The organism is Pantoea sp. Cy-639, from assembly GCF_011752525.1.
Classification (GTDB): Bacteria; Pseudomonadota; Gammaproteobacteria; order Pseudomonadales; family Pseudomonadaceae; genus Aquipseudomonas.
Genome location: NZ_VWXI01000011.1, coordinates 103,246 through 129,795, shown reverse-complemented (window position 1 = coordinate 129,795; position 26,550 = coordinate 103,246). Strand labels below are relative to the sequence as shown.

Here is a 26,550-nt window from a genome sequence, read left to right as displayed (position 1 = left end):
TCACTCAACGGATCAGTTCCAGGTGCAGGCCATCGGTCGCTGCGTCGCCCACTTCCAGGCGGGCGCTGCGCACGCCGGCCTGGATCAGTTGTTCGCGCCAGGCCTCGGCGCCCTTGCCGCTCAGGCTGGCGCGCAGGGTGCTGTCGAGGTTCAGGCTGCGCCCCAGCAACGCGGCCCAGTTGGCCTGGGGCACGGCGAGGTCCGGGTAGTCGAGCTTGCCGGTGTCGCGCAACTCGCGCAGCACGGTGGCCGGCGTGGGCAGGATCTCGCCCAGCGGGCTGTCGGCGACGAACTCCTCGACATGCAGGTAGGCACGGCGGTTGCCGCGGGTGACGCTGTACAGCGCGACCAGCGTGTCAGCTTCCTCGGCAGAGCGACGCAGGAGGATGAACGCCTGCTGCTCGTCACCGCCATTGAGACGGGCATTGGCGAACACGTCGTTGGCCCACAGGCTGGCCTCGCCACAGTCGCGGCCCTGGCACCAGAACAGCGGGTAGCCGCCATCATGCTGCAGCGCCTCGCGGGCACTGGTGAAGGCCTCGCGGGCGCTGCGCTCGACCGGCAGCTCATAAGTCACCGAGCTGACCTGGCCGCGGCTCTCGACCTTGTCGTCGACCCGCAGGCGGCCGCTGATCTTGCGCAGCGGACCCATGGGGTAGACCCGCTCCTGCTCCAGCGCAGGGCGCTGGTCGACCACCTTGGCGTCGACCGGAACAGGCAGGCTGCCAGCCCACAGCAGCGGGCTGGCGAGGGCGAGGCAAGCGGCGAAGGCGCCGCGCACGAATACGGGTGCGCTCATCGGCGGCCCTCGCGGCGGCAAGGCTGGAATGCGTGGATGTCTGGCATGTGCATGGTTGTCTCCCTTTCAACCCGCCAAGCCTCGGCACTTGCCAGGTGCAAGTCAAGAAATGCCAAAGAAGCGATTGAAACAGTCTGCAACAAGGGCAGCGCCCTGAGCGTCGTTCAAATGCAGGTGATGCCCGCCGGGCAGGGTCTGCTGCTCGAAGGGTAGCTGTTCCAGCAGTTCCGTGTGACGCGCCAGCATGCCGTCGGCGGCCACCACCAGGCAGGTCGGGCAGGCGAGGCGCCGGACGAAGGCCATGGCCTGGGCCTGGTTCAGCCGGGTGGGCGACGGCAGGGTCAGGCGACTGTCGCTGCGCCAGCTGTAGCCGCCGGGTACCGGCATCAGGCCACGTTGGGCCAACAACTCGGCGGCCTCGCGGCTGACCGCGACCATGCCCTTCATGCGTGCCTCGACGCCCTCCTCCAGGGTCGCGTACACCGACTTGCGCTTGCCCTCCAGGCGCAACTGCGCCTGCAACGCCGTGCCCAGGCGCTCGGCGGCATCCTGCTCGCTCAGCGTCGGCGGGATCACCCCGTCGATCAGTGCCAGGTGACTGACGCGCTCGGGCAAGGCACCGGCCAGTTGCACCGCGATGATCGCCCCCAGCGAATGACCGAGCAGGCCGAAGCGCTGCCAGCCCAGTTGCTCGGCAACCCGCAGCACGTCATGGGCATAGTCGGCCAGGGCGTAGCCGGCGCCCACCGGGCGGTGCTGCGAATAGCCATGACCGGCCAGGTCCAGGGCGACGATGCGCAGCCCGGCGAGCTGCGGCGCCAGGCGGGCGAAACTGTTGGCGTTGTCCAGCCAGCCGTGCAGGGCGATCACCGGCAGGCCATCGGCCGGGCCGAACAGGTGCGCGGCCAGCTCGATATGGCCGAGCGCCAGGCGCAGTTCCTCGACCTGGGCGCTCATGCCTGGCTCCAGCGTTCGAACAGGTTGCGGATCAGCGCGGCAGTATCGACCGGTCGCTCCAGCGGGAACATGTGCCCGCCCGGCAGGCTGTGGTATTCGCCCCTGGCCATGCCGCGCACGGCCAGGGCATGGTGCTTGCGGATCACCCGGCTCTGGGCACCGCGCACCATCGCCAGCGGTACCTGCAACTGGCGCGGCCGGGCCGGGCTGACGTGGGGAATGCTGCGGAAGATGCTGATCTCGGTGGCCGGGTCGAAGCGCAGGCGCAGGCCATCCCCGGCCTGCTCCAGGCCATGCTCGAGATAGGCTTCCAGGCAATCCGGGTCGAAGTGACGGAACAGGGTCTTGCCGGCGAAGTAGTGGCGTGCACTGTCGCGATCGGGGAACGCCTCGCGCCGGCCCAGGGTACGTCCGGCCGGGGTGATGCGGTCGATGAAGCCCAGGCGCTTGGCAGCCTGGATCAACCACTCGTCGGCGCGGGTCAGTACCGGCGAGTCGAGCATCACCACGCCACGGTAGAGCTCGGGCCGGCGCAGCGCCGCATGCAGGTGCAGCACGCCGCCCAGGGAATGGCCTACGCCCCACACCGGCGCTTCCTGCTGTTCGAGGTGATGCAGCAACTCGTCCACCAGGCTCTGCCAGTTGTCGTTCACCGGGAAGCGCGGATCGTGGGCGTGCTGCTCCAGGTGATGCACCCGGTAGTCCGGCGCCAGCGCGGCGAACAGCTTGCCGTAGGTGGCCGAAGGGAAGCCGTTGGCGTGGGCGAAGAAGATCTGCTGCGACATGGCCGCCTGCTCTGCACGGGAAATGGATGGCCCATTGTCAATAAGGGCCACGGGGGCGACAACGTTCGGAAAGGTCATCGCCAAGGGCAATCAGGTCATTCGCTGGCGGGTCGTGACGCAAGACTGCGCAGGAGCCAGACTTGCTGGCTCCTGCGGGCAGGGTGCGTCTCAGCTGGCGTGATGCAATTCGCGCAGGGTCATCAAGCCGGCCAGTGGCCACTCCCCCTCCAGTTCGGCCAGGCTGGCCGTGCTCAGGGGCGCCGGCTGCTGGCCGTGGCCATGCTCGAGCATTCCCACCAGGGTACCAACCAGCGGCTGATGACTGACCAGCAACACATGCTCCAGGCGCAGGCGCTCGATTTCACCGATCACCTGCCGGACATCGCTTTCCGGGGTCAGCCAGGGCACGGTGCGCACCGGCTCGGCAAAGCCCAGCGCATCGTGCACCAGCGCCGCGGTCTGCTGCGCGCGGACATAAGGGCTGGCGATGATCGCCTGCAAGGGCTGGCCGAGCAGCCGTGCGGCGCTGAACAGCACCTGCTCGCGGCCATGAGCGGTCAGACGCCGCTCGGCATCGGTGTTGGCCCGAGGCTCCGCCTCGCCATGGCGCAGCACCCACAGCTTCACAGCTTCGGTTCCTCGTCACGCGCCGGATGCGCTGCCGGGGCCACGGCATGCGGGGCCTCGCCTTCTGGTGCCCGGGCTGCCGGCCAGTCGGCGAACGGCCAAGGCTTCTGGTCGGTGTGGAAGGTGCCGAAACGGCCGATCTGCGCCAGGTACTGGCTGAGGCTGTCGCCGAAGTTCATCAGGCTGGCGCTCGGCGCGCCGTAGACCAGGCGGTAGACCAGTTGCACCAGCACCAGGCCGCCCAGCAGCAGTTCGGCGAGTTGCCAGACCACCAGGAACACCAGCATCCACAGCACCCGCAGGATGATCGACTCGCGCTGGGCGTGCTCGGGGGTATCGCTCATAGGTCGCTCCTTCAATTGAAACCACTGGTGGAAATGAAATCGACGTCGGTCTTGGGTTCGGCGCGCATCAGGTGCTCGATCACCTGGTTGAGGGTACGCCCCTCGAACAGGATGGCATGCAGCCCGGCCACCAGGGGCATGTACACCCCGACCTCCTGGGCCTTGGCCTTGAGTACCTTGAGGGTGTTGACACCTTCGGCCACCTCGCCCAGGCGGCTGACCGCCTCGTCCAGGGTCAGGCCCTGGCCGAGGGCGTGGCCCACCTGGTAGTTGCGGCTCTTGGGCGAGGAGCAGGTGACGATCAGATCACCGACCCCGGCCAGGCCCAGGAAGGTCATGGGGTTGGCCCCCTGGCTCACGGCGAAGCGGGTCATTTCGGCGAGCGCGCGGGTGATCAGCATGCTCTTGGTGTTCTCGCCCATCCCCAGGGCCACGGCCATGCCGGCGATGATCGCATAGACGTTCTTCAACGCTCCGCCCAGCTCGACGCCGAAGCGGTCGGCACTGGCGTAGACCCGGAAGGTGCGGCCATGCAGCACGGCCTGCACCTGCTGGCACAGCACCTCGTCCTCGCTGGCCACCACGGTGGCGGTCAGCGCATGCTCGGCGATCTCGCGGGCCAGGTTCGGCCCGGACAACACGCCGATGCGCGCCTGGGGGGCGATCTCTTCGAGGATCTGGCTCATCAGCTTGAAGCTCTGCGCCTCGATGCCCTTGGTCAGGCTCACCAGCCCCTTGCCGCGCAGCAGCTCGGCGTGAGGCGCCAGCACGCTGCGCAAGGCGCTGGACGGCAGGGCGACGAAGATCAGGGCGCTGCCTTGCAAGGTGGCGAGCAGGTCGTTGACCGGCTCGACCCCGTCGTGCAGGCGAATGCCTTTGAGATAACGCGGATTCTCGCGGTTGGCGCGCATCGCCTCGGCCTGGTCCGGGTCGCGCATCCACTGGCGCACGGGGTGGCCGTTCTCGGCCAGCAGGTTCGCCACGGCGGTGCCGAAGCTGCCGCCTCCAAGAACTGCAACAGGTTGCTGTTCGGTCATATCCAATCCGTTAACCAATAAAGTAAGTGGCGACTGGCGCATTATACGGGGCACATGCGCCAGAACCAGTGCCCGCAGCAGGTCTACCTGGCCAGATCACTGGTAAAAGCCGTCCGGTCGGTTAACATGCCTGACCCATTTCAGAAACAAGGCCGTTCCGTGTTGCCAGGCACGCCCCCTTACCCTCGCCTGCTGTTGCTGACCGCGCTGCTCGGCGGCCCTGCCCTGGCCGACGATCTGTTCGTCGACAACCAGGACCTGCCCCAGGTTCTGACCGCCACGCGCCTCAAACAATCCCCGGCCGCGGTGCCCGGCAGCATGACCGTGCTCGACAGCAGCCTGATCCGTGCCAGCGGCGCCCGCGACATTCCCGAGTTGCTGCGCCTGGTGCCGGGCATGATGATCGGCTACGGCGCCGGCAACCAGCCGACGGTCAACTACCACGGCAGCAACGTCAACGACGCCCGGCGCATGCAGGTACTGATCGACGGCCGCTCGGTGTACCGCGCAGGCCTGGCCACGGTGGACTGGAGCGACATCCCGGTGGCCATCGAGGACATCGAGCGCATCGAGGTGTTCCGTGGCCCCAACACTGTCAGCTATGGCGCCAACGCGCTGATGGCGGTGGTCAACATCCTCACCCGCAACCCGGCGGACAGCCACGGCACGCGCCTGAAGATGACCCGCGGCCAGGACGGCATCAACGACTATTACGTCAGCCACGGCTTCGGCTGGGACGGCGGCGACCTGCGCCTGTCGGTGTCCGGGCAACAGGACGATGGTTTCGACAAGGACCAGTTCGGCCATGACTACCGCGACAGCCGCCGGCTCAACCGCTTCAACCTCAGCGCCAGCCACAGCCTGGCGCCGAACCAGACCCTGGAGTGGCAGTTGGCGGCGAAGGAAGGCAGTAACCAGCGGCCCTACACTTACCAGCCGGTGTTCGGCAACTACCGGGCCGGCAACGATGCCGACGTCAATGCCAAGGACTATGCCGGCTCGGTGCGCTGGAACATCGACCTCAACCCCGAGCACAGCCTGTACATACAGGGTTCGGCCCAGCATTTCGATCGCCAGCAGGTGTGGCGGGCCTGCGACGCCGCCATCGCCTTCAGCCCGGAACTGACCCGGATGTGGCAGATTGACCCGAATTTCACCGAGAAGGTCGCGCGCAACCTGCATACCGGCAACCTGCCCTCCACCAGCGACCCGACGCTCGGCACCCTGATGAGCCAGGTGCGCGACCAGTGGCGCAACGGCGGCAGCAACACCATTTGCGGCGACGTCGACCAGAGCACCCGCGAGACCCGCTACGACCTGGAGATCCAGGACACCTACAGCCTCAGCGACAGCCTGCGCCTGGTCAGCGGCATGAACTACCGCTACGACCGCGCCGATTCGCAGACCTACTTCAACGGCAGCATCGACGACCGTACCTGGCGTCTGTTCGGTCAACTCGAATGGCGCGCCGACGAACACTGGATCCTCCAGGGTGGCGCGATGTACGAGGATGCCCAGCTGTCCGGCAACTCGCTGACGCCGCGCCTGGCGGTGAACTACCTGATCACCCCGCGCCACGGCCTGCGCGCGGTGTATTCCGAAGCGATCCGCTCGCCGGACATGTTCGAGAACAACGTCAACTGGAGCTACACGGTCAGGAACCTGAGCGCCAACCGCTACGGCCTGCAAAACGGCGAATACTTCGTCAAGACCCGCGGCCCGGGCAACCTCGACCAGGAACGCATGCGCTCGCGCGAACTGGGCTACAACGGCTACTTCAGCGACCTCGACCTGAGCATGGACGTGAAGCTGTTCTACGACGAGATCACCGGGATGATCAGCGAGCCGCTGAAGAACAACCAGTTCATCGCCAGCAACGCCAACAAGGCCCGCTTCAGTGGCAGCGAGGCCCAGTTCGACTGGCACGCCACTGCCCGCGACCGCCTTCGCGTCACCTATGCCTATGTCGACGCCTGGGCCAGCAACCCCGACGACCGCCGCCTGAGCGCACGCAACAGCGGTTCGGCGGGCTGGATGCGCGACTGGGGCGAGGGCTGGTCCAGCGCACTGTTCTACTACGGTGACGACGCCCTGAACCAGTATCGGTTCGAGCGCATCGACCTGCGCCTGGCCAAGCGTTTGCGCGTGCAGGGCAGCAACCTCGAGCTCGCCGCCCTGTGGCAGCAGCGCCTGGACAACGAACCGACCACGGCGCCGCAGAACCGCTACGACAGCCACCACCGTCTGAGCGTGAGTGCGGAGCTGGAGTTCTGATGGTGCGCCTGCTGCGTCTGCTGCTGCTCTGCCTGCTGCCCCTGGGTCCGCTGTCCGCCAGCGAAATCCTGCTGGTCGGCGCCGAGGAGCAACCCGGCATCCGCAGCTTCGTCGCCGCCATGCAACAGCGACATCCGCAGGATCAGGTGCACTTCCAGAGCGTGGCCATGCTGCCGCCCCCCGGCCAGCTCAAGGCCGATACACGCCTGGTCCTGCTCGACACTGCCGCACTGGAGTGGCGCCTGGGCGAAAACGCCGGACCACCGGCGCTGGCGCTGCGCGTCAGCCGGGTGCAGGCCGAGCAGCGCCTGGGAAAGTCGCGACCGGCATTTCTCACCCTGCTGTGGAGCGACCCGCCGCCGGCGCGCCAGTTGCGCCTGAGCCGCTACCTGCTGCCACAGGCCAGGCGCATCGGCGTGCTGTACGGTGAGCACAGCCGCTTCCTGCTCGACGAACTGCGCCAGGCGGCCCGCCCGCTGGGGCTGGAAATCGTCGCCCAGGAGTGGCCTGACCTGCGCGACAGCCGGCCTCTGCAGAACGTGCTCGGCAACAGCGACGTGCTGCTCGGCGTGGACGACCCCGAGCTGTACAACTCCAAGTCGGCCAAGAACGTGCTGCTCAGCAGCTATGGCCGGCAGATGGCGTTGATCGGCCCGAACGTCGGCTTCGTCCGCGCCGGCGCCCTGGCCAGCACCTACAGCGACCAGGACGACTGGCTGGCGGTGCTCGACCAGTTGCTGGCACAACCCTCGGCACGCTGGCCACGCAGCCTGTACCCCACGCACTTCGGGGTCAGCGGCAACCAGCAGGTGGCCCGCGCCCTGGGCCTGGAAGCCATCGACACGGCCACCGCGGTCCAGGCCCTGGCCGAAGGAGAACCCACCCCATGAGCAAACGCATGAGCTGGGACATCCATACCCGCACCCAGATCATCAGCCTCGGCCCTGCCCTGCTGCTGACCTTGCTGTTGATCAGCTTCTTCACCTTCGTGCGTATCCAGGACTTGCGCCAGGAGCTCAACCACACCGGGCAGTTGATCGCCAACCAATTGGCGCCCGCTTCCGAGTACGGGGTGATCTCGGGCAACAACGAAGTGCTCGACAGCCTGATGCGCGCCACTCTGAGCATCCCCCATGTGCGCTTCCTGGAGGTACAGGACAGCCGCAACCATATCCTGGTGTACGTCGAGCAACCGGACGAAAGCGTCAACCGCGCGCAGCGGGTCGAAGTGTTCCAGGCACCGATCCGCTTGCAGCAGATCCGCCTGGACAACGACTTCCTGCTCGGCAAGGCGCCGCCACCGAACATCGGCGACGACTACCTCGGGCGAGTGATCGTCGGCATGTCCGACGATGCCTTCAGCCAGCGCCAGCAGGAAATCGTGATCAAGGCGGCGATCCTCGCGCTGTTCGCCCTGCTGTTCACCTTCCTCCTGGCCCGGCGCCTGGCCATGAGCCTGTCCAAGCCGATCAGCGATATGGGCCATGCCGTGAAGGCCATCCAGCAGGGCGACTTCAACGCCCCCCTGCCAGTGGTCGACGACAGCGAGCTCGGCCACCTGGCGCGGCATATCAACAACCTGGCCAGCGCTCTCGACCAGGCCGCCCACGAACAGCAGCAAGCCATGGGCCAGCTGATCCAGGCCCGCGAGGAGGCCGAGCAGGCCAACCGCGCCAAGTCGGACTTCCTGGCCATGATGAGCCATGAACTGCGCACACCGATGAACGGCGTGCTGGGCATGCTGCAACTGCTGGAAACCACCCAGCTGACCAGCGAGCAGGCCGAATACACCGCCTTGGCCAGCGAATCCACCGGGCACCTGCTGAAGGTGATCAACGACATTCTCGACTTCTCGCGCATCGAACGCACCACGGTAGAGCTGGAGCACCTCGACTTCGACCTCGGCGAACTGATCGCCAGCAGCGTCCAGTCGTTCCAGCACACCGCCCAGCAGCGCGGCCTGGACCTGCGCCTGCAACTGCCACAAGGCAACGGCCACCAACGGGTGGTGGGCGATCCGACACGGATCCGCCAGATCCTGCTCAACCTGGTAGGCAATGCATTGAAATTCACCGAGCACGGCGAAGTCGCGGTGGAGGCTCGCTGGCAGCTACTCGACCGTCAGTTGCTGTGGCTGACCTGCACGGTGCGCGACACCGGCATCGGTATCGACAGCAACCGCCTGGAAATGATGTTCGTGGCCTTCCAGCAAGCCGACAGTTCGATCTCGCGCCGCTACGGCGGTACCGGGCTGGGCCTGTCGATCGCCCGCACCCTGGCCGAGCGCATGGGCGGCCAGCTGCGCGGTGAAAGCCGCGAGGGCCTGGGCTCGACCTTTACCTTGGAAATGCCGCTGGCCCTGGCCAGCACGCCGCCCACGCACCTGCCCGGTGCCAGTCACGATGCCGGCACCGCCGGCAATGGCGGGCGAATCCTGCTGGTGGAGGACAACCCGGTCAACCAGAGCGTGATCGAAGCCATGCTGCGCAGCCTGGGCTTCGAGGTCAGCCTGGCCATGGATGGCGCCCAGGCCGTCGACCTGGTCGGTCTGCAACGTTTTGCCGCAGTATTGATGGACTGCCGGCTGCCGCAGATGGACGGTTACGAGGCGACCCGGCGCATCCGCCTGATGCCCCAGGCTGCGGAACTGCCGATCATCGCCCTGACCGCCAGCGCCCTGGAGGGCGACCGCGAGCGCTGCCTCGCCGCCGGCATGAACGATTACCTGAGCAAACCATTCAAACGTACCGACTTGCAGCACGTGCTGCGCCGCTGGTTGCCCGGCCAGGCAGTCGCGACTGGAGATAAATGCTAAAGTGCGGCAGTCTTAAAGACTGGACAGGACCGCCGCGGGACCTGAAAATAACATTTCAGTGCACACCTGTACTTCTTTTGCCAGGTGCGCTGTGACTTTCACTACAACGCAATAGTCTACCTGTAGGCTGCCGCCCCGGATGCCAAGCGTTTCGGGTCGGCCGGGAAGATTCATCCCCTGCCACAGGGGGTTATTGAGGAGCTCGCATGACCAAACAAAACGCCTTTACCCGGGAAGACCTGCTGCGCTGCAGTCGCGGTGAGCTGTTCGGCCCCGGTAATGCGCAACTGCCCGCCCCGAACATGCTGATGGTCGATCGCATCACCCACATCAGCGAGGAAGGCGGCAAGTTCGGCAAAGGTGAATTGGTCGCCGAGCTGGATATCAATCCGGACCTGTGGTTCTTCGCCTGCCACTTCGAAGGCGATCCGGTGATGCCGGGCTGCCTGGGCCTCGACGCCATGTGGCAGTTGGTCGGTTTCTTCCTCGGCTGGCAGGGTCTGCCGGGCCGTGGTCGCGCCCTGGGTTCGGGCGAAGTGAAATTCTTCGGCCAGGTCCTGCCATCGGCCAAGAAAGTCACCTACAACATTCATATCAAACGCGTCCTGAAGGGCAAGCTGAACATGGCCATCGCCGATGGTTCGGTCAGCGTCGACGGTCGCGAGATCTACACCGCCGAAGGCCTGCGGGTCGGCGTGTTCACCTCCACTGACAATTTCTAAGGGTTATTCGCATGCGCCGCGTCGTTATCACTGGTCTGGGCATCGTGTCGTGCCTGGGCAATGACAAAGCTACCGTCACCGAAAACCTGCGCAACAGCCGTCCGGGCATCCGTTACAACCCGGAATACAAGGAAATGGGGCTGCGTAGCCAGGTTTCCGGCTCCATCGACCTCAACCTCGAAGAGCTGATCGACCGCAAGGTCTATCGCTTCGTCGGCCACGCTGCCGCCTACGCCTACCTGGCGATGCAGGACGCGATCAAGGATTCCGGCCTGACCGAGGAGCAGATCTCCAACCCGCGCACCGGCCTGGTCGCCGGTTCCGGCGGCGCCTCCACGCTGAACCAGATGGAAGCCCTGGACACCCTGCGCGAAAAAGGCGTCAAGCGCGTCGGTCCATACCGCGTCACCCGCACCATGGGCAGCACCGTCTCGGCGTGCCTGGCCACCCCGTTCAAGATCAAGGGCATCAACTACTCGATCTCGTCGGCCTGCGCTACCTCCGCGCACTGCATCGGCACCGCCATGGAGCAGATCCAGTGGGGCAAGCAGGACATCGTCTTCGCCGGCGGCGGTGAGGAAGAGCACTGGAGCCAGTCGTTCCTGTTCGATGCCATGGGCGCCCTGTCGACCAAGCGCAACGATACCCCGGAGCAGGCTTCGCGTGCCTACGACGCCGACCGTGACGGCTTCGTCATCGCCGGTGGCGGCGGCATGGTGGTGGTCGAGGAACTCGAGCACGCCCTGGCCCGCGGCGCCAAGATCTACGCCGAGATCGTCGGCTACGGCGCGACCTCCGACGGCTACGACATGGTCGCCCCAAGCGGCGAAGGCGCGATCCGCTGCATGCAGCAGGCGCTGTCCACCGTCGACACCCCGATCGACTACCTGAACACCCACGGCACCTCCACTCCGGTCGGCGACGTCGCCGAGATGAAGGGCGTGCGTGAAGTGTTCGGCGACAAGGCACCGAAGATCAGCTCGACCAAGAGCCTGTCCGGCCACTCGCTGGGCGCCGCTGGCGTGCACGAGGCGATCTACTGCCTGCTGATGATGGAGAACAACTTCATCGCCGGCTCGGCCAACATCGACGAGCTGGATCCTGAAGTCGCCGACCTGCCGATCCTGCGCAAGACCGAAGAGAACGCCAAGCTCACCACCGTGATGAGCAACAGCTTCGGCTTCGGTGGCACCAACGCCACCCTGGTGCTCAAGCGCTGGGAAGGCAAGTGATCGCCTGATGCGCTGAACGAAAACGCCCCGACCTAGGTCGGGGCGTTTTTGTTTGTACTCGAACCAGTCCGCCTCCCCAGCAATCAGACCGAGAACCGCTGCACCAGGGTGTTGAGGTCTACCGCCAGGCGCGATAGCGCCTGGCTTGCAGCAGAGGTTTCCTCGGCCCCGGCCGAAGACTGGTGCGCCAGGTCGCGGATGGTGGTCAGGTTGCGATCCACTTCCCGTGCCACCTGGGCCTGTTGCTCCGAAGCACTGGCGATCACCAGGTTGCGCTCGTTGATCTGGCCGATGGCACCGGCAATCGCCTCCAGCGCCTCGCCGGCGGCATGGGCACCGTCGAGGGTCGAGCGAGCCTGGGCATCGCTGTGCTGCATGCCCTGCACCGCGCGCTCGGCACCACTGCGGATGGCGACGATCATCTGCTCGATCTCCTGGGTCGAGCTCTGGGTGCGATGCGCCAGGGCCCGCACCTCATCGGCGACCACCGCGAAGCCACGCCCGGCCTCCCCGGCCCGGGCCGCCTCGATGGCGGCATTGAGCGCCAGCAGGTTGGTCTGCTCGGCGATCGAACCAATCACATCCAGCACCTTGCTGATGTCGTGCACCTGCTGCGCCAATTGCCCGACCTCCTCGGCATTGCCTGCCACGCCATTGGCCAGCGCTTCGATGGCCGTGACCGTGGCACGTACCTGCTCACGCCCCTGGCGAGCGATACGATCGGACTCGCGCGAGGCCTCCGAAGTCGCCACGGCATTGCTCGCCACCTCCTCCACCGCGGCGGTCATCTGGTTGACCGCAGTGGCCGCCTGCTCGATCTCCTGGCTCTGCTGCTGCAGGCCACGGGTAGCATCCTCGGTCACCACACTGAGCTCCTCCGACGCCGAGGCCAGCTGGCTGGCCGAGTCGGAGATCCGCCCTATGGTCTCGCGCAGGCTCTGCTGCATGCTCTTGAGCGCGGCCAACAGGCGCGCCGGCTCGTCGTCGCCCTGCACGGTGATCTGCGGGGTCAGGTCGCCGGTGGCGACGGTCTCGGCCACCTGCAGCGACTGCCCGAGCGGTCGCACGATGCTGCGGGTCAGGGCCAGGGCCAGCACCACGGTGAGCGTCAGGGCAATCACCAGCAGCCCGATCACCCAGATGCGCGCACCGCTGTAGACCGCCTCGGCAAGGTTGGTGGCGATCCCGGCATGGTGGTTGTTCAGCTCGATCAGGTCGTTGAGGGTGGCGGTCATCTGGTCGGCGAACTGGTTCATCTCGCCGTTGACCAGCGCCGCAGCGGCCTCGATGCGCCCCTCGGTGGCCAGCTGGGTGACCTGCGCCTGCAGGCTCATGTACTGGCGCTCAAGCCCCTGGTAGCGATCGAGCAGGGTGCGCTCCTCGGGCAGCACGATCAGTGACGCGTAATGCTCCTGGGCCTTGCCCAGCCCAGCCTTGATCTCGTCGATACGCGCACGGTTCTGCTGCTGCGCGCTCGCGTCGGTATTGACCAGCAAGCGCAAGGTCAAGGCGCGGATGCGCAGCATGTCCTGGGTCATACGCCCCACCGAGATCACGCTGGGCAGCCAATTGTTGTCTACCTGCTCGGCCTGCTGACGCATGCTGGTCATCTGCTTGAGGGCAAAGACCCCCAGCGCCATCACCAGCAACGCCATGATGCCGAAGCCGAGCCCCGCACGCGGGGCGATGTTCAAGCGTCTGAGGCTCATTTCCAGGATCCCTCCCAATAAGCGTTGGTCCATCGCTTAAAGAAGGTATCGGGCGCTTGGGAAATTGCGTAAGACGAAAAAGCAATATCAAAACGCTACCCCCTGCTAAAAGGCACAGATTCGCGCGCTTTAGCAGCAGATAGCCCGACTTTTTCCACCTCACTGGCCTCATGCCCACGCCCAAGCATCGCCTGGGACAACCGTACCGACAGCCTCGCACGGCAAGGTTTCAGTCATGCCGCGGGAACCGTTATGCTGAGCGCACGCCATCCGCCTGGAGCCACCCCATGAGCAGCCCACTGGTCATCCGCCCTCGCGCCGAATCGGTCGAAGGCCAGCCAATCCTGCGCCCACTGCCTTCAGCCCAGTGCCGAAGCGTCGGCCCATTCGTGTTCTTCGACCATATGCTGGAGACCGACTATGCCCCCGGCAGCGGCGTGGACATTCGCCAGCACCCGCATATCGGGCTGTCGACCCTCACCTACCTGTTCGAAGGCCAGATCCAGCACAAGGACAGCCTCGGCTCGGACCAGCGCGTGCTACCAGGCGACGTCAGCTGGATGACCGCTGGCGCGGGCGTCGCCCATGTCGAGCGCACCCCGGCCCAGGTGTTCGAAGAAGGCTCGCGCCTGCATGGCCTGCAGGTCTGGCTGGCCTCGCCACAGGCCGATGAACAGGGCCCGGCGAGCTATAGCCATCATCCTGCGGCGAGCCTGCCGGTCAGCGACAGCCTGGGCGTGCGCATCTGCCTGATCGCGGGCACGGGCTTTTGCCTGGCATCGCCGGTACCGGTGCTCTCCCCTACGCTCTACGCCCATGTGCAGATGCAGGCGGCGACCACGCTGACAGTGCCGGCGGAGCATGCTCAGCGGGCGCTGTATCTGCTGGAAGGCGAACTGCTGCTAGACAGCGATGCCGTAGAGCCTTGCAGCCTGGTAGTGCTGCCAGAAGGTGAAGACGTGGTGTTGTACGCCGAGCAGGCATGCCAGCTGATGCTGATTGGCGGCGCGCCGCTGGATGGGCCACGGCGGATGAACTGGAATTTCGTGGCCAGCGACCCGGCCTTGATCGAACAGGCGCGGGCGCGCTGGGCGGCCGGGGATTGGCCTGCGGTGCCAGGTGAACACACACGGATCGAGTTGCCCCGATAGATCTGCACGGGTCAAGCCCGATCCCACAGACCCTAGTGGGAACGGGCTTGACCCGAGACAGGGCCCGCTCAGCGCCTGAAGACTTCCGCCAACAGGTTGTGCATGGCCTTGAACGCCCGCTCCGAGGTGCGCCGGTCATACTGCATCTTGCCCGGCACGTTGGCATTCGGATCGGTGAACGAATGCACCGCCCCACCATAGCTGAGCAGTTGCCAATCGACCTTGGCCGCGTTCATTTCCGCTTCGAACGCCGGCAACTGCTCCTTGGGCACCAACGGGTCCGATGCGCCATGCAGCACCAGTACCGAGCCCTTGATGCGTTTGCCATCTGCCGGATCCGGCGTGTCCAGGGTACCGTGGAACGACACGGCGGCCTTGAGGTCGGCACCGGTACGGGCCAGCTCCAGCGCGCAGCAACCACCGAAACAGAAACCGAACGCCGCGACCTTGCCCGGCTCGAGCAGCGCCTTCGATTGCCCCACCAACTGCGCCAGCACTTCCTGCATGCGCTTGCGCAGCTCAGCGCGATCATTCTTCAGCGGCATCATCGCCGCACCTGCCTCGTCGGCATTGGACGGCCGCACCGACTGACCATACAGGTCGGCGATCAACACCACGTACCCCTGCTCCGCCACTTCCTTGGCGATGCGCTCGGCGCCCTCGCCGATACCCATCCAGTTCGGCGCCATCACCAGGCCCGGCTGCGGCAGCGCGCCGGGGGTATAGACCAGGCGACTTTCATAGGCCTTGCCTGACAGGTGATAGACCAGCGACTCGACGATGACCTTGCTCATTCAGCTCTCCTTGGGCTTTCACGGGTCTGCACAGGATAGATGCATTCGTGGGTGCGGGCTTGCCCGGCGAAAGCGGCTTCGCGGGACAAGCCCACCCACAGATCAGCCGTGCGCAGACATGAAAAAGCCCGCCGAAGCGGGCTTTTTTTGCATCGGGTCAGGCAGACAGCTCGACCAGCAGCTTGTTCAGGCGACGGACATAGGCCGCCGGGTCCTTCAGGCTGTCACCAGCCGCCAGGGCCGCCTGGTCGAACAGGATGTGCGACAGCTCGGCGAAGCGATCCTCGCTCTGCTCGCCATCGAGCTTCTCGATCAGCGGGTGGGTCGGGTTGAACTCGAAGATCGGCTTGGAGTCCGGCACCTTCTGCCCACTGGCCTCGAGGATCTGGCGCATCTGCAGGCCCAGGTCCTGCTCGCCGATGGCGAGGATCGCCGGCGAGTCGGTCAGGCGGTGCGAGACACGCACCTCGGCGACGCTGTCACCCAGGGCACCTTTCAGGCGCTCGACCAGGCCTTCCTTGTCCTTGGCGACTTCTTCCTGGGCCTTCTTGTCCTCTTCGGAGTCCAGCTTGCCCAGGTCCAGGTCGCCACGGGCAACGTCGACGAAGGCCTTGCCATCGAACTCGTTGAGGTAGCTCATCAGCCACTCGTCGATACGGTCGGTCAACAGCAGCACTTCGATGCCTTTCTTGCGGAAGACCTCCAGGTGCGGGCTGTTCTTGACCTGGGCATAGGATTCGCCGGTCAGGTAGTAGATCTTGTCCTGGCCTTCCTTGGCTCGGGCCAGGTAGTCGGCCAGGGAGACACTCTGCTCGCCGCTGTCGTCGTGGGTCGAGGCGAAGCGCAGCAGGCCGGCGATCTTCTCCTTGTTGGCGAAGTCTTCGGCCGGGCCTTCCTTCATCACCTGGCCGAAGTTCTTCCAGAAGCCCTTGTACTGCTCAGGCTCGTTCTTCGCCAGTTTCTCCAGCATGTCCAGCACGCGCTTGGTCAGCGCCGTCTTCATCGAATCGATGACCGGATCCTTCTGCAGGATCTCGCGCGAGACGTTCAGCGACAGGTCGTTGGAGTCGACCACACCCTTGATGAAGCGCAGGTACAGCGGCAGGAACGACTCGGCCTGGTCCATGATGAACACACGCTGCACGTACAGCTTCAGCCCGCGTGGCGCTTCGCGCTGGTACAGGTCGAACGGTGCACGGGCCGGCACGTAAAGCAGCGAGCTGTACTCGAGCTTGCCTTCGACCTTGTTGTGGCTCCAGGCCAGCGGGTTCTCGAAGTCGTGACCGATGTGCTTGTAGAACTCCTGGTACTCCTCGTCCTTGACCTCGGTGCGCGGACGAGTCCACAGGGCACTGGCACGGTTGACGGTTTCCCACTCCTGCTCCGGCTGTTCCTCGCCTTCGGCGGCGGCAGCCTGCTCCTTGGGCAGCTCGATTGGCAGGGCGATGTGATCGGAGTACTTCTTGACGATATTGCGCAGGCGCCAGCCATCGGCGAATTCATCCTCGCCCGATTTCAGGTGCAGGACGATACGGGTGCCGCGCTGCGGCTTGTCGAGGGTGGCGACATCGAACTCGCCCTCGCCCTTCGACGACCAGTGCACGCCCTCGGCGGCCGGCAGGCCGGCGCGACGGCTGAACACATCGACCTTGTCGGCGACGATGAACGCGGAATAGAAGCCCACGCCGAACTGACCGATCAGGTGCGAGTCCTTCTTCTGGTCGCCGGTGAGGTGCTTCATGAAGTCGGCGGTGCCGGACTTGGCGATGGTGCCCAGGTGCGCGATGACGTCTTCGCGGCTCATGCCGATACCGTTGTCTTCGAGGGTGACCGTGTTGGCGGCCTTGTCGAAGCTGACGCGGATCTTCAGGTCGGCGTCGCCCTCGAGCAGCTCAGGCTTGGCCAGGGCCTCGAAGCGCAGCTTGTCGGCAGCGTCGGAGGCGTTGGAGATCAGCTCGCGAAGGAAGATCTCCTTGTTCGAATACAGGGAATGGATCATGAGGTGCAGCAGTTGCTTCACCTCGGTCTGGAAGCCCAGGGTTTCTTTTTGAGTCTCCACACTCATGGTCTTCAAAACTCCAATCTGTTGGTTGTGGCGCCTGGCGGCCGTCATGGCCTGCTTTTGCTGGCGGATGTCCAACAGATGGGGGCATGCCCGACTATTTCAAGGGCTTTTCCGGCTCAATCTTGAAATGCGCGCGCGCCGTGGCGATAGGCGAGTCGCGATCGCCCTGCCAGGCGGTGATGGCGACGTTGGTCACCCGCCTGCCCTGACGCCACAGGCGGCACTGGGCGAAGGTGTCGCGAAAATGCCCGGCGCGCAGGTAATCGATGGAAAAGTCGATGATCTTCGGAATGCTCGCGCTTTCGCTGTAGATCAGCAGGTACAGCGCCGCCGACAGCTCCATGAAGCCGGCGATGACCCCACCATGGATCGCCGGCAGCAATGGATTGCCGATGTTGTCCGGATTGGCCGGCAGGCGGAACAGCAGGTCGTCGCCCTGGCGCTCGCAGACGATACCGATCAGGCCGGCATAGGGAATCAGCGCCAGCAACGGCTGGTAGTCACCGCGGGCATGGGCCTCGTTCAGTTGCTGGCGAATATCGGCCGGAATCATGGGCGCGTCTCCTTAAGGCCGCGACCGAAACGCAGGCCGCCCTTGACCTCCTGGCCGAGGCGCATGAAGGTGCCAACCACCTGGCAGATCGGCTGCGTGGGATCATCCTGATAGGCCATGCCTCGGGTAAAGATCACATCGCGAGTCACCCGGTAGCACAGGGCATGACCGTAGATATCCTTGCCGGCCTCGGCCGGGTGCATGTAGTCGATACGCAGGTCCAGCGTGGGACACACCTCGAAGTCAGGCAGCGCACAGAGTGTAGCCATGCCACAGGTGGTATCCATCAACGTGGTCAGGGCACCACCGTGGATCGCGCCGTTCTGCGGGTTGCCGACGATCAGCGGCGACCAGGGCAGGACCAGGGTCATGCCTTCGGCATCGGCCTGATGCACGCGCATGTTCAATACCTGGCAATGTCTGAGGGCCGAGAGAAAACGCTCGGCCATGGCCTTCAAGGAATTGTCGCTCATTGATCCGTCACTGCATGAAATCGTTGGAAAGTCCATATAGCCCGGACAGTTATATATCTGTAACCTTTGTGGAACTTATTCGCCAGCGGCGAACTCGAAGGACCAAGAAAAGTTATTCCACCAAGGAGAGACACCCCCATGCGTAAACCTTTTGCTTTTGCTCTGATGCTGGCCGCTGCCATGGGTCTGGCTGCTTGCGATAAAGCGAGCGAAGACAAGGCCCAGGACGCACAGCAACACGCCGAGCAGGCCCAGGAAAAGATGGGCGAAGCTCAGGATAAGTTGAACGACGCCGCCAAGGAAAACGCCGAAGCTGCCAAAGATCAGGCCGAAGCGCAGCAGAAAGCCGCAGAGGAAGCCGCTCCGGCTACTCCAGCGCCAGAAACCGCGCCTGCTACCCCTGCCGAGCCTGCCAAGCAGTAATCGCGCAGCAGCTATAAAAAAACCCGACAATGTCGGGTTTTTTTATAGCTGGAACTTGCAATACCAAAAGGCTGAAAGGCTTCAGCCTGCAAACTCCGAAGTATCCTTGCCCGCCTCCGCAGAGGCACTTTCCGTCGGGGTGAACACCATCACTTCCAGCACCCTGGAATGAAACTCGCGGCGATACAAGATAAATACCACGCCCACACTCATGCCCATGAACAGCCACGGGCTGATGAACCAGCTCAACATCGCCATGCCGAAATAATACGAGCGCAGGCCGAGGTTGAACTGGTTGGCGGCCAGCGACAGTACCCGCGCCGCCCGCGAGGCAAAGGCCTTGCGCTCGAGCTCATTGACCAGGCGCTCGCCAATCATGGGCGCCGACCCCACCAATACGGCGGCGAAGTTGTATTGGCGCATGCACCAGCTGAAGGTAAAGAAGGCATAGACGAACACCATCGCCAGGCACAACAACTTTATTTCCGACATGCCCTGGGAGGCCTGCTGCACCAATGGCAGGTCGGCCAGCAGCGACAACGCCCGATCCGATGCGCCGAGCACGGTGAGGATACCCGCGAGGATGATCAGGGTGCTGGAGGCAAAGAACGAGGCGTTGCGCTCGAGGTTGCCAATCACGCTGGCGTCGGCGATACGGTTGTCGCGCAACAACATGCGGCGCATCCAGTCCTCGCGATAGAGATGCAGGACGCTGGCCAGGCATGCGGTGTCACGCCCTTTCCAGATGGCATAGCGGGTATAGCCACCCCAGCAGATGGCGAACCAGCAGGCTGCCAGGAGGTTACCCAGGTTGCTTTGAATGAAGCTCATGCGGGAATCCCATGAAACAGAGACAGACCAGCTTTCGACGCCCGGGCTCGGGAAAAGACACGCCCGGATTCGCTGCAGCGCCTGGCGTGGGAGCGGGCTGGTCCCGCGATAGCGCGTCGGCACAGCCACAAAAAACCCCGCTCCTTTGCAGGAAGCGGGGTTTCGATATCCACCTTCGGCGAGCGCCTTTCGGCTTGTGGCCGGCGCCCGCCCCTGGGTTTCAACCTGTCAGGCCAACGCCTCGCGCGGCTTGCCGAGCATGCGGTCGCACGCCACGGCCAGGGCCAGGGTGATGACCGAAGGCACCAGCCAGGCCAGCCCCTGATCACTCAGCGGCAAGTGGGCCATGAAGTCTGGCAGCACATGAGCGATGTCGCTGCCCTTGACTGCATCGACTACGCCGAACAGCAGCGAGACCAGCATCACTGGCGCCAGAATGCGGGTCGGCGAGTTCCACAGCTCCTTCACGAAGCTCAGGCCCACCACCACGATGCACGGCGGATAGATGGCGGTCAGCACCGGGATCGAGAACATGATCAGCTTGGTCAGACCCAGGTTGGAGATCACCAGCGAGAAACCGGCCAGGATCACCACCAGGGTGCGGTACGACAGCGGCAGGATCTGGCTGAAGTACTCTGCGCAGGCACAGGTCAGGCCTACCGCGGTGACCAGGCACGCCAGGGCGATCAGCACGGCGAGGAAGCCACTGCCGAGCGAACCGAAGGTGTGCTGCACGTAGGCATGCAGGACCGCGGCGCCGTTGGTGGCGTCCGCGGCAATGTCATGGCTGCCGGCGCCCAGGCGGAACAGGCTGACATAGACCAGAGCCAGGCCGACACCTGCGATCAGGCCGGCAATGATGGCATAGCGGGTGATCAGCTTTGGCGACTCGACACCGCGCGAGCGGATGGCATTGACGATGACGATGCCGAAGACCAGCGCGCCCAGGGTGTCCATGGTCAGGTAGCCGTCGGCGAAGCCCTTGGAAAACGCGGCAGCGGCATAGGCCGGCTGCGCTTCGCCGATGGTGCCGGCAGGAAGCGCGAAGGCCGCGATACCCAGCACGGCCAGGGCGATGATCTTCAGCGGGGCGAGGAAGCGGCCGACGGTATCGAGCAGCTTGCCCGGATACATCGACACCGCCAACACTACCAGGAAATACACCAGGCTATAGATGAACAGCGCGGTCGGGCTTTCGCCGGTCAGTGGCGCAACGCCCACTTCGAACGACACGGTCGCGGTACGCGGAGTGGCGAACAGCGGGCCGACCGAGAGGTAGCACACCGCCGCCAGCAGGCCGCCGAAGAACTTGCCGATCGGGCTGCTCAGGGCGTCCATGCCGCCGCCGACCTTGGCCAGGGCGACCACGGTGATGACCGGCAGGCCGACTGCGGTGACCAGGAAGCCAAGCGCCGCCATCCACACGTGTGGACCGGACTGCAGGCCGACGATGGGCGGGAAGATGATATTGCCGGCGCCGACGAACAGCGCGAACGTCATAAAGCCAAGCGCCAGGATATCCTGGCCTTTTAACACTTTCATTTAAGGAAATACCACACTGCTGAATCGGGAGTCGGAGGGGATTTCCCACAGGATTAAGGGAAATGCTGCCCGGCTTGGTGAGCCAGACCCGTTTAGCGTGTCGTTCCCTTTTGGGGTACGGGCACAGAGTGAACGCGTAGGGTACCTGTTTTGTCTGACAAACGCACTGGCACAGTGCTGCTTGTCCGATGTGCGTATGTGTTTGTCGTCTGGTTGAATGTGTTGGACGACAATTTATTGCTCATTTGCGCAGATGTCTGGTTGAAAATTCTGATTGAGGTGATCGAAATTTCTGTAGGAGCTGGCCTTGCCGGCGCCGGCACGAGGCCGTGCACTGCCATGGAAACGACAAAGGCCACCCGAAGGTGGCCTTTGTGCGCGTGGGGGGTCTTACGTGTTGCTTACTTCTTCATTTCCCAGCCGGTCAGCTCGGCCAGGGCCTTGCCGATGTCAGCCAGCGAACGCACGGTTTTCACACCAGCGTCCTGCAGGGCGGCGAACTTCTCGTCCGCAGTACCCTTGCCACCCGAGATGATGGCGCCAGCGTGGCCCATGCGCTTGCCCGCAGGTGCAGTCACACCGGCGATGTAGGAAACGACAGGCTTGGTCACGTTGGCCTTGATGTAGGCCGCGGCTTCTTCTTCAGCCGAACCGCCGATTTCGCCGATCATGACGATCGCTTCGGTCTGCGGGTCTTCCTGGAACAGCTTCAGGATATCGATGAAGTTGGAGCCCGGGATCGGGTCACCGCCGATGCCGACGCAGGTCGACTGGCCGAAGCCGGCGTCGGTGGTCTGCTTGACGGCTTCGTAGGTCAGGGTGCCGGAACGCGACACGATACCGACCTTGCCCGGCAAGTGGATGTGACCCGGCATGATGCCGATCTTGCACTCGCCCGGGGTGATGACGCCTGGGCAGTTAGGGCCGATCAGGGTAACGCCGAGCTCGTCGCACTTGACCTTGGCGTCCAGCATGTCGAGGGTAGGAATACCCTCGGTGATGCAGACGATCAGCTTGATGCCGCCAAAGGCAGCTTCAAGGATCGAGTCCTTGCAGAACGGAGCCGGAACGTAGATCACCGAAGCGTCAGCGCCGGTAGCTTCTACCGCTTCCTTGACGGTGTTGAACACTGGCAGGCCCAGGTGGGTGGTACCACCCTTGCCTGGGGTAACGCCGCCGACCATCTTGGTGCCATAGGCAATGGCTTGTTCGGAGTGGAAAGTACCCTGCGAGCCGGTGAAGCCCTGGCAGATGACTTTGGTGTCTTTATTGATCAGGACGCTCATTACTTGCCCTCCGCAGCTTTGACAACTTGTTGAGCAGCGTCGGTCAGGCTGGTTGCCGCAATTATGTTCAAACCGCTTTCTGCCAGTACTTTAGCGCCCAGTTCGGCGTTGTTGCCTTCGAGGCGAACGACGACCGGAACCTTGACGCCGACTTCTTTCACAGCACCGATGATGCCTTCGGCAATCATGTCGCAGCGAACGATGCCGCCGAAGATGTTGACCAGAACGGCCGCGACATTGCTGTCGGACAGAATGATCTTGAACGCTTCGGTAACGCGCTCTTTGGTAGCACCACCGCCAACGTCGAGGAAGTTGGCCGGCTTGCCGCCGTGCAGGTTGACGATGTCCATGGTACCCATGGCCAGGCCGGCACCGTTGACCATGCAGCCGATGTTGCCTTCGAGGGCGACATAGTTCAGTTCGAACTTGGCAGCGTGGGCTTCACGGGCGTCGTCCTGAGACGGGTCGTGGAAGGTCTTCAGCTTTGGCTGACGGTACATGGCGTTGGCGTCGATGTTGATCTTGGCATCGAGGCAGTGCAGATCGCCATCGGCCTTGATCACCAGCGGGTTCACTTCCAGCAGGGCCAGATCGTGATCCTTGAACAGCTTGGCCAGGCCTACGAAGATCTTGGCAAACTGTTGCACCTGCTTGCCTTCCAGGCCCAGCTGGAACGCCAGTTCACGACCCTGGAACGGCTGAGCGCCGACCAGCGGATCGATGGTGGCCTTGAGGATCTTCTCAGGAGTGTCGTGAGCGACTTTCTCGATGTCCACGCCACCTTCGGTGGAGGCCATGAACACGATGCGACGGCTCGAACGATCGACTACAGCGCCCAGGTACAGCTCTTTGGCGATGTCAGTGCAGGATTCGACCAGGATCTTGGAAACTGGCTGGCCATTGGCATCGGTCTGGTAGGTCACCAGATTCTTGCCCAGCCACTGTGCAGCGAACGCCTTGGCGTCTTCCTTGCTGCGAACCAGCTTGACGCCGCCCGCCTTGCCGCGACCACCAGCGTGAACCTGGGCTTTGACGACCCACTCGGAACCGCCGATCTTGTCGCAGGCTTCTGCCGCTTGCTCAGGGGTATCGACAGCGAAACCCTTGGAAACTGGCAGGCCGTATTCAGCGAACAGCTGCTTACCCTGATACTCGTGAAGATTCATGCTTTTTACCGTCTTCGTTAGGTACTGCGCTTCGGCGCTGCGCCATCACTGGCGCCGCACCACCTGTGACCGTTGACCCCGGGTTATCCCATGTGATCCGGTCCGGCGGACGTTCCGCGGTGAGTCTTGCACGCAAGACCCACGACGGGCAGCCCGCCGTGGTTTCTTATAATTAACGCTTCTTACGGTTGGCGACGTGAATGGCACCGCCATTCACCGCCAGCGCTGCTTCATGCAGCGCTTCGGACAGGGTTGGATGGCTGAAGACCATCATGCCCAGGTCCTCGGCACTGGTGCCGAATTCCATTGCGATCGCGCCCTGCTGCACCAGTTCGGCAGCCGATGGGCCGATCACGTGAACGCCCAGCACGCGGTCGGTCTTGGCATCGGCGATGACCTTGACGAAACCACCGGTGTCGTTGGCCGCCATCGCACGGCCGCTGGCCGCGAACGGGAAGGTGCCCACGTTAACCTCAACGCCTTCGGCTTTCAACGCCTGTTCGGTCTTGCCGACCCACGCGATTTCCGGGTGGGTGTAGATGACCGACGGGATCAGGTCGTAGTTCATCTGGGCCTTGTGGCCCTTGATGCGCTCGACGACCATGATGCCCTCTTCCGAGGCCTTGTGCGCCAGCATCATGCCGCGCACCACGTCACCGATGGCGTAGACGCCCGGCACGCTGGTGGCGCAGTGATCGTCGACGAAGATGTAGCCACGCTCGTCGATGGTCACACCGCTGTCGGCGGCCAGCAGGTCGGTGGTCACCGGACGGCGGCCGACCGCGACGATCAGCTTGTCGAAGACGATCTTCTGCTCGCCTTCGGCGTTGGTGTAGGTCACTTCGACTTCGTCGCCGTTGACTTTCGAGCCGGTGACGCGCGCACCCAGCTTGATGTCCAGGCCTTGCTTGGTCAGGGTCTTCTGGGCTTCTTTCGACACCGCGGTGTCGGCAGCCATCAGGAAGGTGTCCAGGGCTTCCAGGACGGTGACTTCAGCACCCAGGCGCGCCCAGACCGAACCCAGTTCCAGGCCGATGACACCTGCACCGATGACGCCCAGGCGCTTCGGAACGGCCTGGAACTCCAGGGCACCGGTGGAGTCGACGATGACTTTCTGGTCGACCGGCGCCGGCGGAATGTCGATCGGACGCGAGCCGGAGGCCAGGATCACGTTCTCGGCTTCGATGATTTCGGTGGTGCCGTCAGCCTTGGTGACCTCGACCTTCTTGCCAGCCAGCAGCTTGCCGTGGCCCTGGATCGAAGTGACGCCATTGGCCTTGAACAGGGTGGCGACGCCACCGGTCAGGTTCTTGACGATGCCAGCCTTGCGGCCAACCATCGCGGCGACATCCATCTTCACTTCACCGGTGGAGATGCCGTGGACGTTGAAGCTCTCCTTGGCTTCCTTGTACTTCCAGGAGCTGTCCAGCAGCGCCTTGGAAGGAATGCAACCTACGTTCAGGCAGGTGCCGCCCAGGGCCAGCTTGCCCTCGGCGTCGGTGTATTTCTCGATACAGGCAGTCTTCAGACCAAGCTGGGCAGCCTTGATGGCAGCCACATAGCCGCCAGGACCTGCACCAATCACCACTACGTCGAATTTCTGGGTCATAAAAGATTCCTTTTTAGCTTCAAGCGGCAAGCTGCGAGCCGCAAGACCGGCAGGCTTCTATCCGAAGCCTGCCGCTTGCAGCTCGCAGTTGAGCGTTAGATGTCCAGCAGCAGGCGGGACGGATCTTCCAGCAGGTTCTTGATGGTCACCAGGAAGGTTACCGCTTCCTTGCCGTCGATCAGGCGGTGGTCGTAGGACAGCGCCAGGTACATCATCGGACGGATCACCACTTGGCCATTGATGGCCATCGGGCGCTGGATGATGTTGTGCATGCCCAGGATCGCGGCCTGCGGCGGGTTGACGATCGGGGTCGACATCATCGAGCCGAAAGTACCACCGTTGGTGATGGTGAAGGTACCGCCGGTCATCTCTTCGATGGCCAGCTTGCCGTCACGGGCCTTCTTGCCGAAGGTGGCGATGCCGTTCTCGATCTCGGCCAGCGACATCGATTCGGCATTGCGCAGCACCGGAACCACCAGGCCACGGTCGCTGGAAACAGCGACGCCGACGTCGGCATAACCGTGGTAGACGATGTCGTTGCCGTCGATCGAGGCGTTGACCGCCGGGAAGCGCTTCAGCGCCTCGGTGGCCGCCTTGACGAAGAACGACATGAAGCCCAGGCGCACGCCATTGTGGGTCTTCTCGAACAGGTCCTTGTACTTCGAACGCAGGGCCATGACTTCAGTCATGTCGACTTCGTTGAAGGTGGTCAGCATGGCCATGTTCGACTGGGCTTCGACCAGACGCTCGGCAATTTTGGCGCGCAGGCGGGTCATCGGCACGCGCTTCTCGGTGCGGTCGCCAGCGGCAACGACAACCGGGGCAGCGGCAGCTGCGGCGGCAGGCTTGGCAGCCGGGGCCGGGGCCGACTTCTTGTTGGCGACGGCAGCGACGACGTCTTCCTTGGTGATGCGACCGCCCTTGCCGGTACCGGCAACGGTAGCCAGGTCGATGCCGTTCTCTTCAGCCAGCTTGCGCGCGGCCGGGGCGGCAACCGGGTCGTCTTCGCCGGCGTCGGCAGCAGCGGCAGCCGGAGTAGCAGCGGCCGGGGCCGCAGCCGGGGCGGCGGCGGCGGCGGCGGCGCCACCTTCAACGATCGAGCCCAGGACTTCGTCGGACAGGACGGTGTCGCCCTCGCCCTTGACGATGGCGCCCAGCACGCCATCGGCGGTGGCCAGGACTTCCAGGACGACTTTGTCGGTTTCGATGTCGACGATCAGCTCGTCACGCTTGACAGCGTCGCCCGGTTGCTTGTGCCAGGTGGCAACGGTGCCGTCGGCGACCGATTCCGGGAAGGTTGGGGCTTTGATCTCGATAGCCATTATCAGTGTTTCCTTAAATTCGGTTTCAGGTGCG

At 64.2% G+C, this 26,550-nt stretch carries 24 protein-coding genes; 7 read left to right on the top strand and 17 right to left on the bottom strand.

The features are described from left to right. Window positions 1-4: 4 nt before the first annotated feature. From F3J43_RS15145 to F3J43_RS15120, 6 genes are all read right to left on the bottom strand, one after another. On the bottom strand, window positions 5-799 hold the full coding sequence (locus F3J43_RS15145; RefSeq protein WP_166887872.1) for a DUF4892 domain-containing protein: 795 nt from the start codon (window positions 797-799) through the stop codon (window positions 5-7). Window positions 800-901: 102 nt separating this feature from the next. Further along, window positions 902-1,756 (bottom strand): alpha/beta hydrolase, encoded by an 855-nt coding sequence (locus F3J43_RS15140; RefSeq protein WP_166887869.1) that lies wholly within the window; start codon window positions 1,754-1,756, stop codon window positions 902-904. After that, window positions 1,753-2,541, bottom strand: coding sequence for an alpha/beta fold hydrolase (locus F3J43_RS15135; RefSeq protein ID WP_166887866.1), 789 nt, complete (start codon window positions 2,539-2,541; stop codon window positions 1,753-1,755). Before F3J43_RS15135 ends, F3J43_RS15140 begins: the two co-directional genes overlap by 4 nt. A gap of 168 nt (window positions 2,542-2,709) precedes the next feature. Beyond that, a complete protein-coding gene (sixA, locus tag F3J43_RS15130; RefSeq protein ID WP_166887863.1) occupies window positions 2,710-3,168 on the bottom strand; it encodes a phosphohistidine phosphatase SixA in 459 nt (152 codons plus the stop codon). After that, window positions 3,165-3,512, bottom strand: coding sequence for a DUF4389 domain-containing protein (locus F3J43_RS15125; RefSeq protein WP_166887860.1), 348 nt, complete (start codon window positions 3,510-3,512; stop codon window positions 3,165-3,167). The genes sixA and F3J43_RS15125 overlap by 4 nt, the downstream gene beginning before the upstream one ends. 11 nt (window positions 3,513-3,523) lie before the next feature. After that, window positions 3,524-4,549: an NAD(P)H-dependent glycerol-3-phosphate dehydrogenase gene (locus F3J43_RS15120; protein WP_166887857.1), complete on the bottom strand. Its 1,026-nt coding sequence runs from the start codon at window positions 4,547-4,549 to the stop codon at window positions 3,524-3,526. 126 nt (window positions 4,550-4,675) lie between these two features. On the opposite strand from F3J43_RS15120, the gene F3J43_RS15115 reads away from it, so the two are divergent. The 5 genes from F3J43_RS15115 to fabB all read left to right on the top strand — a co-directional run bounded on the left by F3J43_RS15115 (window position 4,676) and on the right by fabB (window position 11,592). After that, the gene (locus tag F3J43_RS15115) at window positions 4,676-6,823 is read left to right on the top strand and encodes a TonB-dependent receptor plug domain-containing protein (protein ID WP_205297883.1); all 2,148 of its coding nucleotides are present in this window, start codon (window positions 4,676-4,678) and stop codon (window positions 6,821-6,823) included. Then, entirely contained in the window at window positions 6,823-7,713 is an 891-nt protein-coding gene (locus F3J43_RS15110; protein ID WP_166887854.1) for an ABC transporter substrate-binding protein, read from the top strand. The genes F3J43_RS15115 and F3J43_RS15110 overlap by 1 nt, the downstream gene beginning before the upstream one ends. Continuing rightward, window positions 7,710-9,638, top strand: coding sequence for an ATP-binding protein (locus F3J43_RS15105; RefSeq protein WP_166887851.1), 1,929 nt, complete (start codon window positions 7,710-7,712; stop codon window positions 9,636-9,638). The genes F3J43_RS15110 and F3J43_RS15105 overlap by 4 nt, the downstream gene beginning before the upstream one ends. 206 nt (window positions 9,639-9,844) lie before the next feature. Beyond that, entirely contained in the window at window positions 9,845-10,360 is a 516-nt protein-coding gene (fabA, locus tag F3J43_RS15100; RefSeq protein ID WP_011534736.1) for a 3-hydroxyacyl-[acyl-carrier-protein] dehydratase FabA, read from the top strand. A gap of 11 nt (window positions 10,361-10,371) precedes the next feature. Beyond that, window positions 10,372-11,592, top strand: a complete 1,221-nt coding sequence (gene fabB / locus F3J43_RS15095) for a beta-ketoacyl-ACP synthase I (protein ID WP_166887848.1) — start codon at window positions 10,372-10,374, stop codon at window positions 11,590-11,592. A gap of 83 nt (window positions 11,593-11,675) precedes the next feature. Here fabB and F3J43_RS15090 read toward each other — a convergent pair whose 3' ends face one another. Then, window positions 11,676-13,301, bottom strand: coding sequence for a methyl-accepting chemotaxis protein (locus tag F3J43_RS15090; protein WP_166887845.1), 1,626 nt, complete (start codon window positions 13,299-13,301; stop codon window positions 11,676-11,678). Between the two features lie 287 nt (window positions 13,302-13,588). On the opposite strand from F3J43_RS15090, the gene F3J43_RS15085 reads away from it, so the two are divergent. Further along, window positions 13,589-14,452 (top strand): pirin family protein, encoded by an 864-nt coding sequence (locus F3J43_RS15085; protein WP_166887842.1) that lies wholly within the window; start codon window positions 13,589-13,591, stop codon window positions 14,450-14,452. A 68-nt stretch (window positions 14,453-14,520) separates the two neighbouring features. Here the strand turns inward: F3J43_RS15085 and F3J43_RS15080 are convergent, their stop codons facing one another. From F3J43_RS15080 to F3J43_RS15065, 4 genes are all read right to left on the bottom strand, one after another. Beyond that, complete coding sequence (locus F3J43_RS15080; RefSeq protein ID WP_166887839.1) at window positions 14,521-15,246, bottom strand: dienelactone hydrolase family protein; 726 nt, start codon at window positions 15,244-15,246, stop codon at window positions 14,521-14,523. A 157-nt stretch (window positions 15,247-15,403) separates the two neighbouring features. Then, the gene (gene htpG, locus F3J43_RS15075; protein WP_166887838.1) at window positions 15,404-17,311 is read right to left on the bottom strand and encodes a molecular chaperone HtpG; all 1,908 of its coding nucleotides are present in this window, start codon (window positions 17,309-17,311) and stop codon (window positions 15,404-15,406) included. A 94-nt stretch (window positions 17,312-17,405) separates the two neighbouring features. Continuing rightward, a complete protein-coding gene (locus F3J43_RS15070; RefSeq protein ID WP_166887835.1) occupies window positions 17,406-17,864 on the bottom strand; it encodes a PaaI family thioesterase in 459 nt (152 codons plus the stop codon). After that, entirely contained in the window at window positions 17,861-18,337 is a 477-nt protein-coding gene (locus F3J43_RS15065; RefSeq protein WP_166887833.1) for a PaaI family thioesterase, read from the bottom strand. Before F3J43_RS15065 ends, F3J43_RS15070 begins: the two co-directional genes overlap by 4 nt. A 138-nt stretch (window positions 18,338-18,475) precedes the next feature. Between F3J43_RS15065 and F3J43_RS15060 the strand changes: the two genes are divergently transcribed. Next, window positions 18,476-18,760 (top strand): hypothetical protein, encoded by a 285-nt coding sequence (locus tag F3J43_RS15060; protein WP_134693145.1) that lies wholly within the window; start codon window positions 18,476-18,478, stop codon window positions 18,758-18,760. 81 nt (window positions 18,761-18,841) lie between these two features. Here F3J43_RS15060 and F3J43_RS15055 read toward each other — a convergent pair whose 3' ends face one another. The 6 genes from F3J43_RS15055 to odhB form a co-directional block, all read right to left on the bottom strand. Next, window positions 18,842-19,591: a DUF599 domain-containing protein gene (locus tag F3J43_RS15055; RefSeq protein WP_166887831.1), complete on the bottom strand. Its 750-nt coding sequence runs from the start codon at window positions 19,589-19,591 to the stop codon at window positions 18,842-18,844. 228 nt (window positions 19,592-19,819) lie between these two features. Then, entirely contained in the window at window positions 19,820-21,133 is a 1,314-nt protein-coding gene (brnQ, locus tag F3J43_RS15050; RefSeq protein ID WP_166887829.1) for a branched-chain amino acid transport system II carrier protein, read from the bottom strand. Window positions 21,134-21,534: 401 nt separating this feature from the next. After that, the gene (gene sucD, locus F3J43_RS15045; RefSeq protein ID WP_166887827.1) at window positions 21,535-22,419 is read right to left on the bottom strand and encodes a succinate--CoA ligase subunit alpha; all 885 of its coding nucleotides are present in this window, start codon (window positions 22,417-22,419) and stop codon (window positions 21,535-21,537) included. After that, window positions 22,419-23,585, bottom strand: a complete 1,167-nt coding sequence (gene sucC / locus F3J43_RS15040; RefSeq protein WP_029612068.1) for an ADP-forming succinate--CoA ligase subunit beta — start codon at window positions 23,583-23,585, stop codon at window positions 22,419-22,421. Before sucC ends, sucD begins: the two co-directional genes overlap by 1 nt. Before the next feature lie 172 nt (window positions 23,586-23,757). Then, window positions 23,758-25,194, bottom strand: coding sequence for a dihydrolipoyl dehydrogenase (gene lpdA, locus F3J43_RS15035; RefSeq protein WP_166887825.1), 1,437 nt, complete (start codon window positions 25,192-25,194; stop codon window positions 23,758-23,760). Between the two features lie 95 nt (window positions 25,195-25,289). Next, complete coding sequence (odhB, locus tag F3J43_RS15030) at window positions 25,290-26,519, bottom strand: 2-oxoglutarate dehydrogenase complex dihydrolipoyllysine-residue succinyltransferase (RefSeq protein WP_502706612.1); 1,230 nt, start codon at window positions 26,517-26,519, stop codon at window positions 25,290-25,292. Window positions 26,520-26,550 lie beyond the last annotated feature (31 nt).

What these genes read in the sequence shown, in the direction of transcription:
- F3J43_RS15090 (WP_166887845.1), bottom strand. Translation starts at nt 13,301, where the DNA reads ATGAGCCTCAGACGCTTGAACATCGCCCCGCGTGCGGGGCTCGGCTTC.
- fabB (WP_166887848.1), top strand. Translation starts at nt 10,372, where the DNA reads ATGCGCCGCGTCGTTATCACTGGTCTGGGCATCGTGTCGTGCCTGGGC.
- F3J43_RS15135 (WP_166887866.1), bottom strand. Translation starts at nt 2,541, where the DNA reads ATGTCGCAGCAGATCTTCTTCGCCCACGCCAACGGCTTCCCTTCGGCC.
- F3J43_RS15055 (WP_166887831.1), bottom strand. Translation starts at nt 19,591, where the DNA reads ATGAGCTTCATTCAAAGCAACCTGGGTAACCTCCTGGCAGCCTGCTGG.
- F3J43_RS15080 (WP_166887839.1), bottom strand. Translation starts at nt 15,246, where the DNA reads ATGAGCAAGGTCATCGTCGAGTCGCTGGTCTATCACCTGTCAGGCAAG.
- F3J43_RS15125 (WP_166887860.1), bottom strand. Translation starts at nt 3,512, where the DNA reads ATGAGCGATACCCCCGAGCACGCCCAGCGCGAGTCGATCATCCTGCGG.
- fabA (WP_011534736.1), top strand. Translation starts at nt 9,845, where the DNA reads ATGACCAAACAAAACGCCTTTACCCGGGAAGACCTGCTGCGCTGCAGT.
- F3J43_RS15060 (WP_134693145.1), top strand. Translation starts at nt 18,476, where the DNA reads ATGCGTAAACCTTTTGCTTTTGCTCTGATGCTGGCCGCTGCCATGGGT.
- lpdA (WP_166887825.1), bottom strand. Translation starts at nt 25,194, where the DNA reads ATGACCCAGAAATTCGACGTAGTGGTGATTGGTGCAGGTCCTGGCGGC.
- F3J43_RS15145 (WP_166887872.1), bottom strand. Translation starts at nt 799, where the DNA reads ATGAGCGCACCCGTATTCGTGCGCGGCGCCTTCGCCGCTTGCCTCGCC.
- F3J43_RS15110 (WP_166887854.1), top strand. Translation starts at nt 6,823, where the DNA reads ATGGTGCGCCTGCTGCGTCTGCTGCTGCTCTGCCTGCTGCCCCTGGGT.
- F3J43_RS15120 (WP_166887857.1), bottom strand. Translation starts at nt 4,549, where the DNA reads ATGACCGAACAGCAACCTGTTGCAGTTCTTGGAGGCGGCAGCTTCGGC.
- F3J43_RS15085 (WP_166887842.1), top strand. Translation starts at nt 13,589, where the DNA reads ATGAGCAGCCCACTGGTCATCCGCCCTCGCGCCGAATCGGTCGAAGGC.
- htpG (WP_166887838.1), bottom strand. Translation starts at nt 17,311, where the DNA reads ATGAGTGTGGAGACTCAAAAAGAAACCCTGGGCTTCCAGACCGAGGTG.
- F3J43_RS15140 (WP_166887869.1), bottom strand. Translation starts at nt 1,756, where the DNA reads ATGAGCGCCCAGGTCGAGGAACTGCGCCTGGCGCTCGGCCATATCGAG.
- sucC (WP_029612068.1), bottom strand. Translation starts at nt 23,585, where the DNA reads ATGAATCTTCACGAGTATCAGGGTAAGCAGCTGTTCGCTGAATACGGC.
- brnQ (WP_166887829.1), bottom strand. Translation starts at nt 21,133, where the DNA reads ATGAAAGTGTTAAAAGGCCAGGATATCCTGGCGCTTGGCTTTATGACG.
- F3J43_RS15105 (WP_166887851.1), top strand. Translation starts at nt 7,710, where the DNA reads ATGAGCAAACGCATGAGCTGGGACATCCATACCCGCACCCAGATCATC.
- sucD (WP_166887827.1), bottom strand. Translation starts at nt 22,419, where the DNA reads ATGAGCGTCCTGATCAATAAAGACACCAAAGTCATCTGCCAGGGCTTC.
- F3J43_RS15065 (WP_166887833.1), bottom strand. Translation starts at nt 18,337, where the DNA reads ATGAGCGACAATTCCTTGAAGGCCATGGCCGAGCGTTTTCTCTCGGCC.
- F3J43_RS15070 (WP_166887835.1), bottom strand. Translation starts at nt 17,864, where the DNA reads ATGATTCCGGCCGATATTCGCCAGCAACTGAACGAGGCCCATGCCCGC.
- F3J43_RS15115 (WP_205297883.1), top strand. Translation starts at nt 4,676, where the DNA reads ATGCCTGACCCATTTCAGAAACAAGGCCGTTCCGTGTTGCCAGGCACG.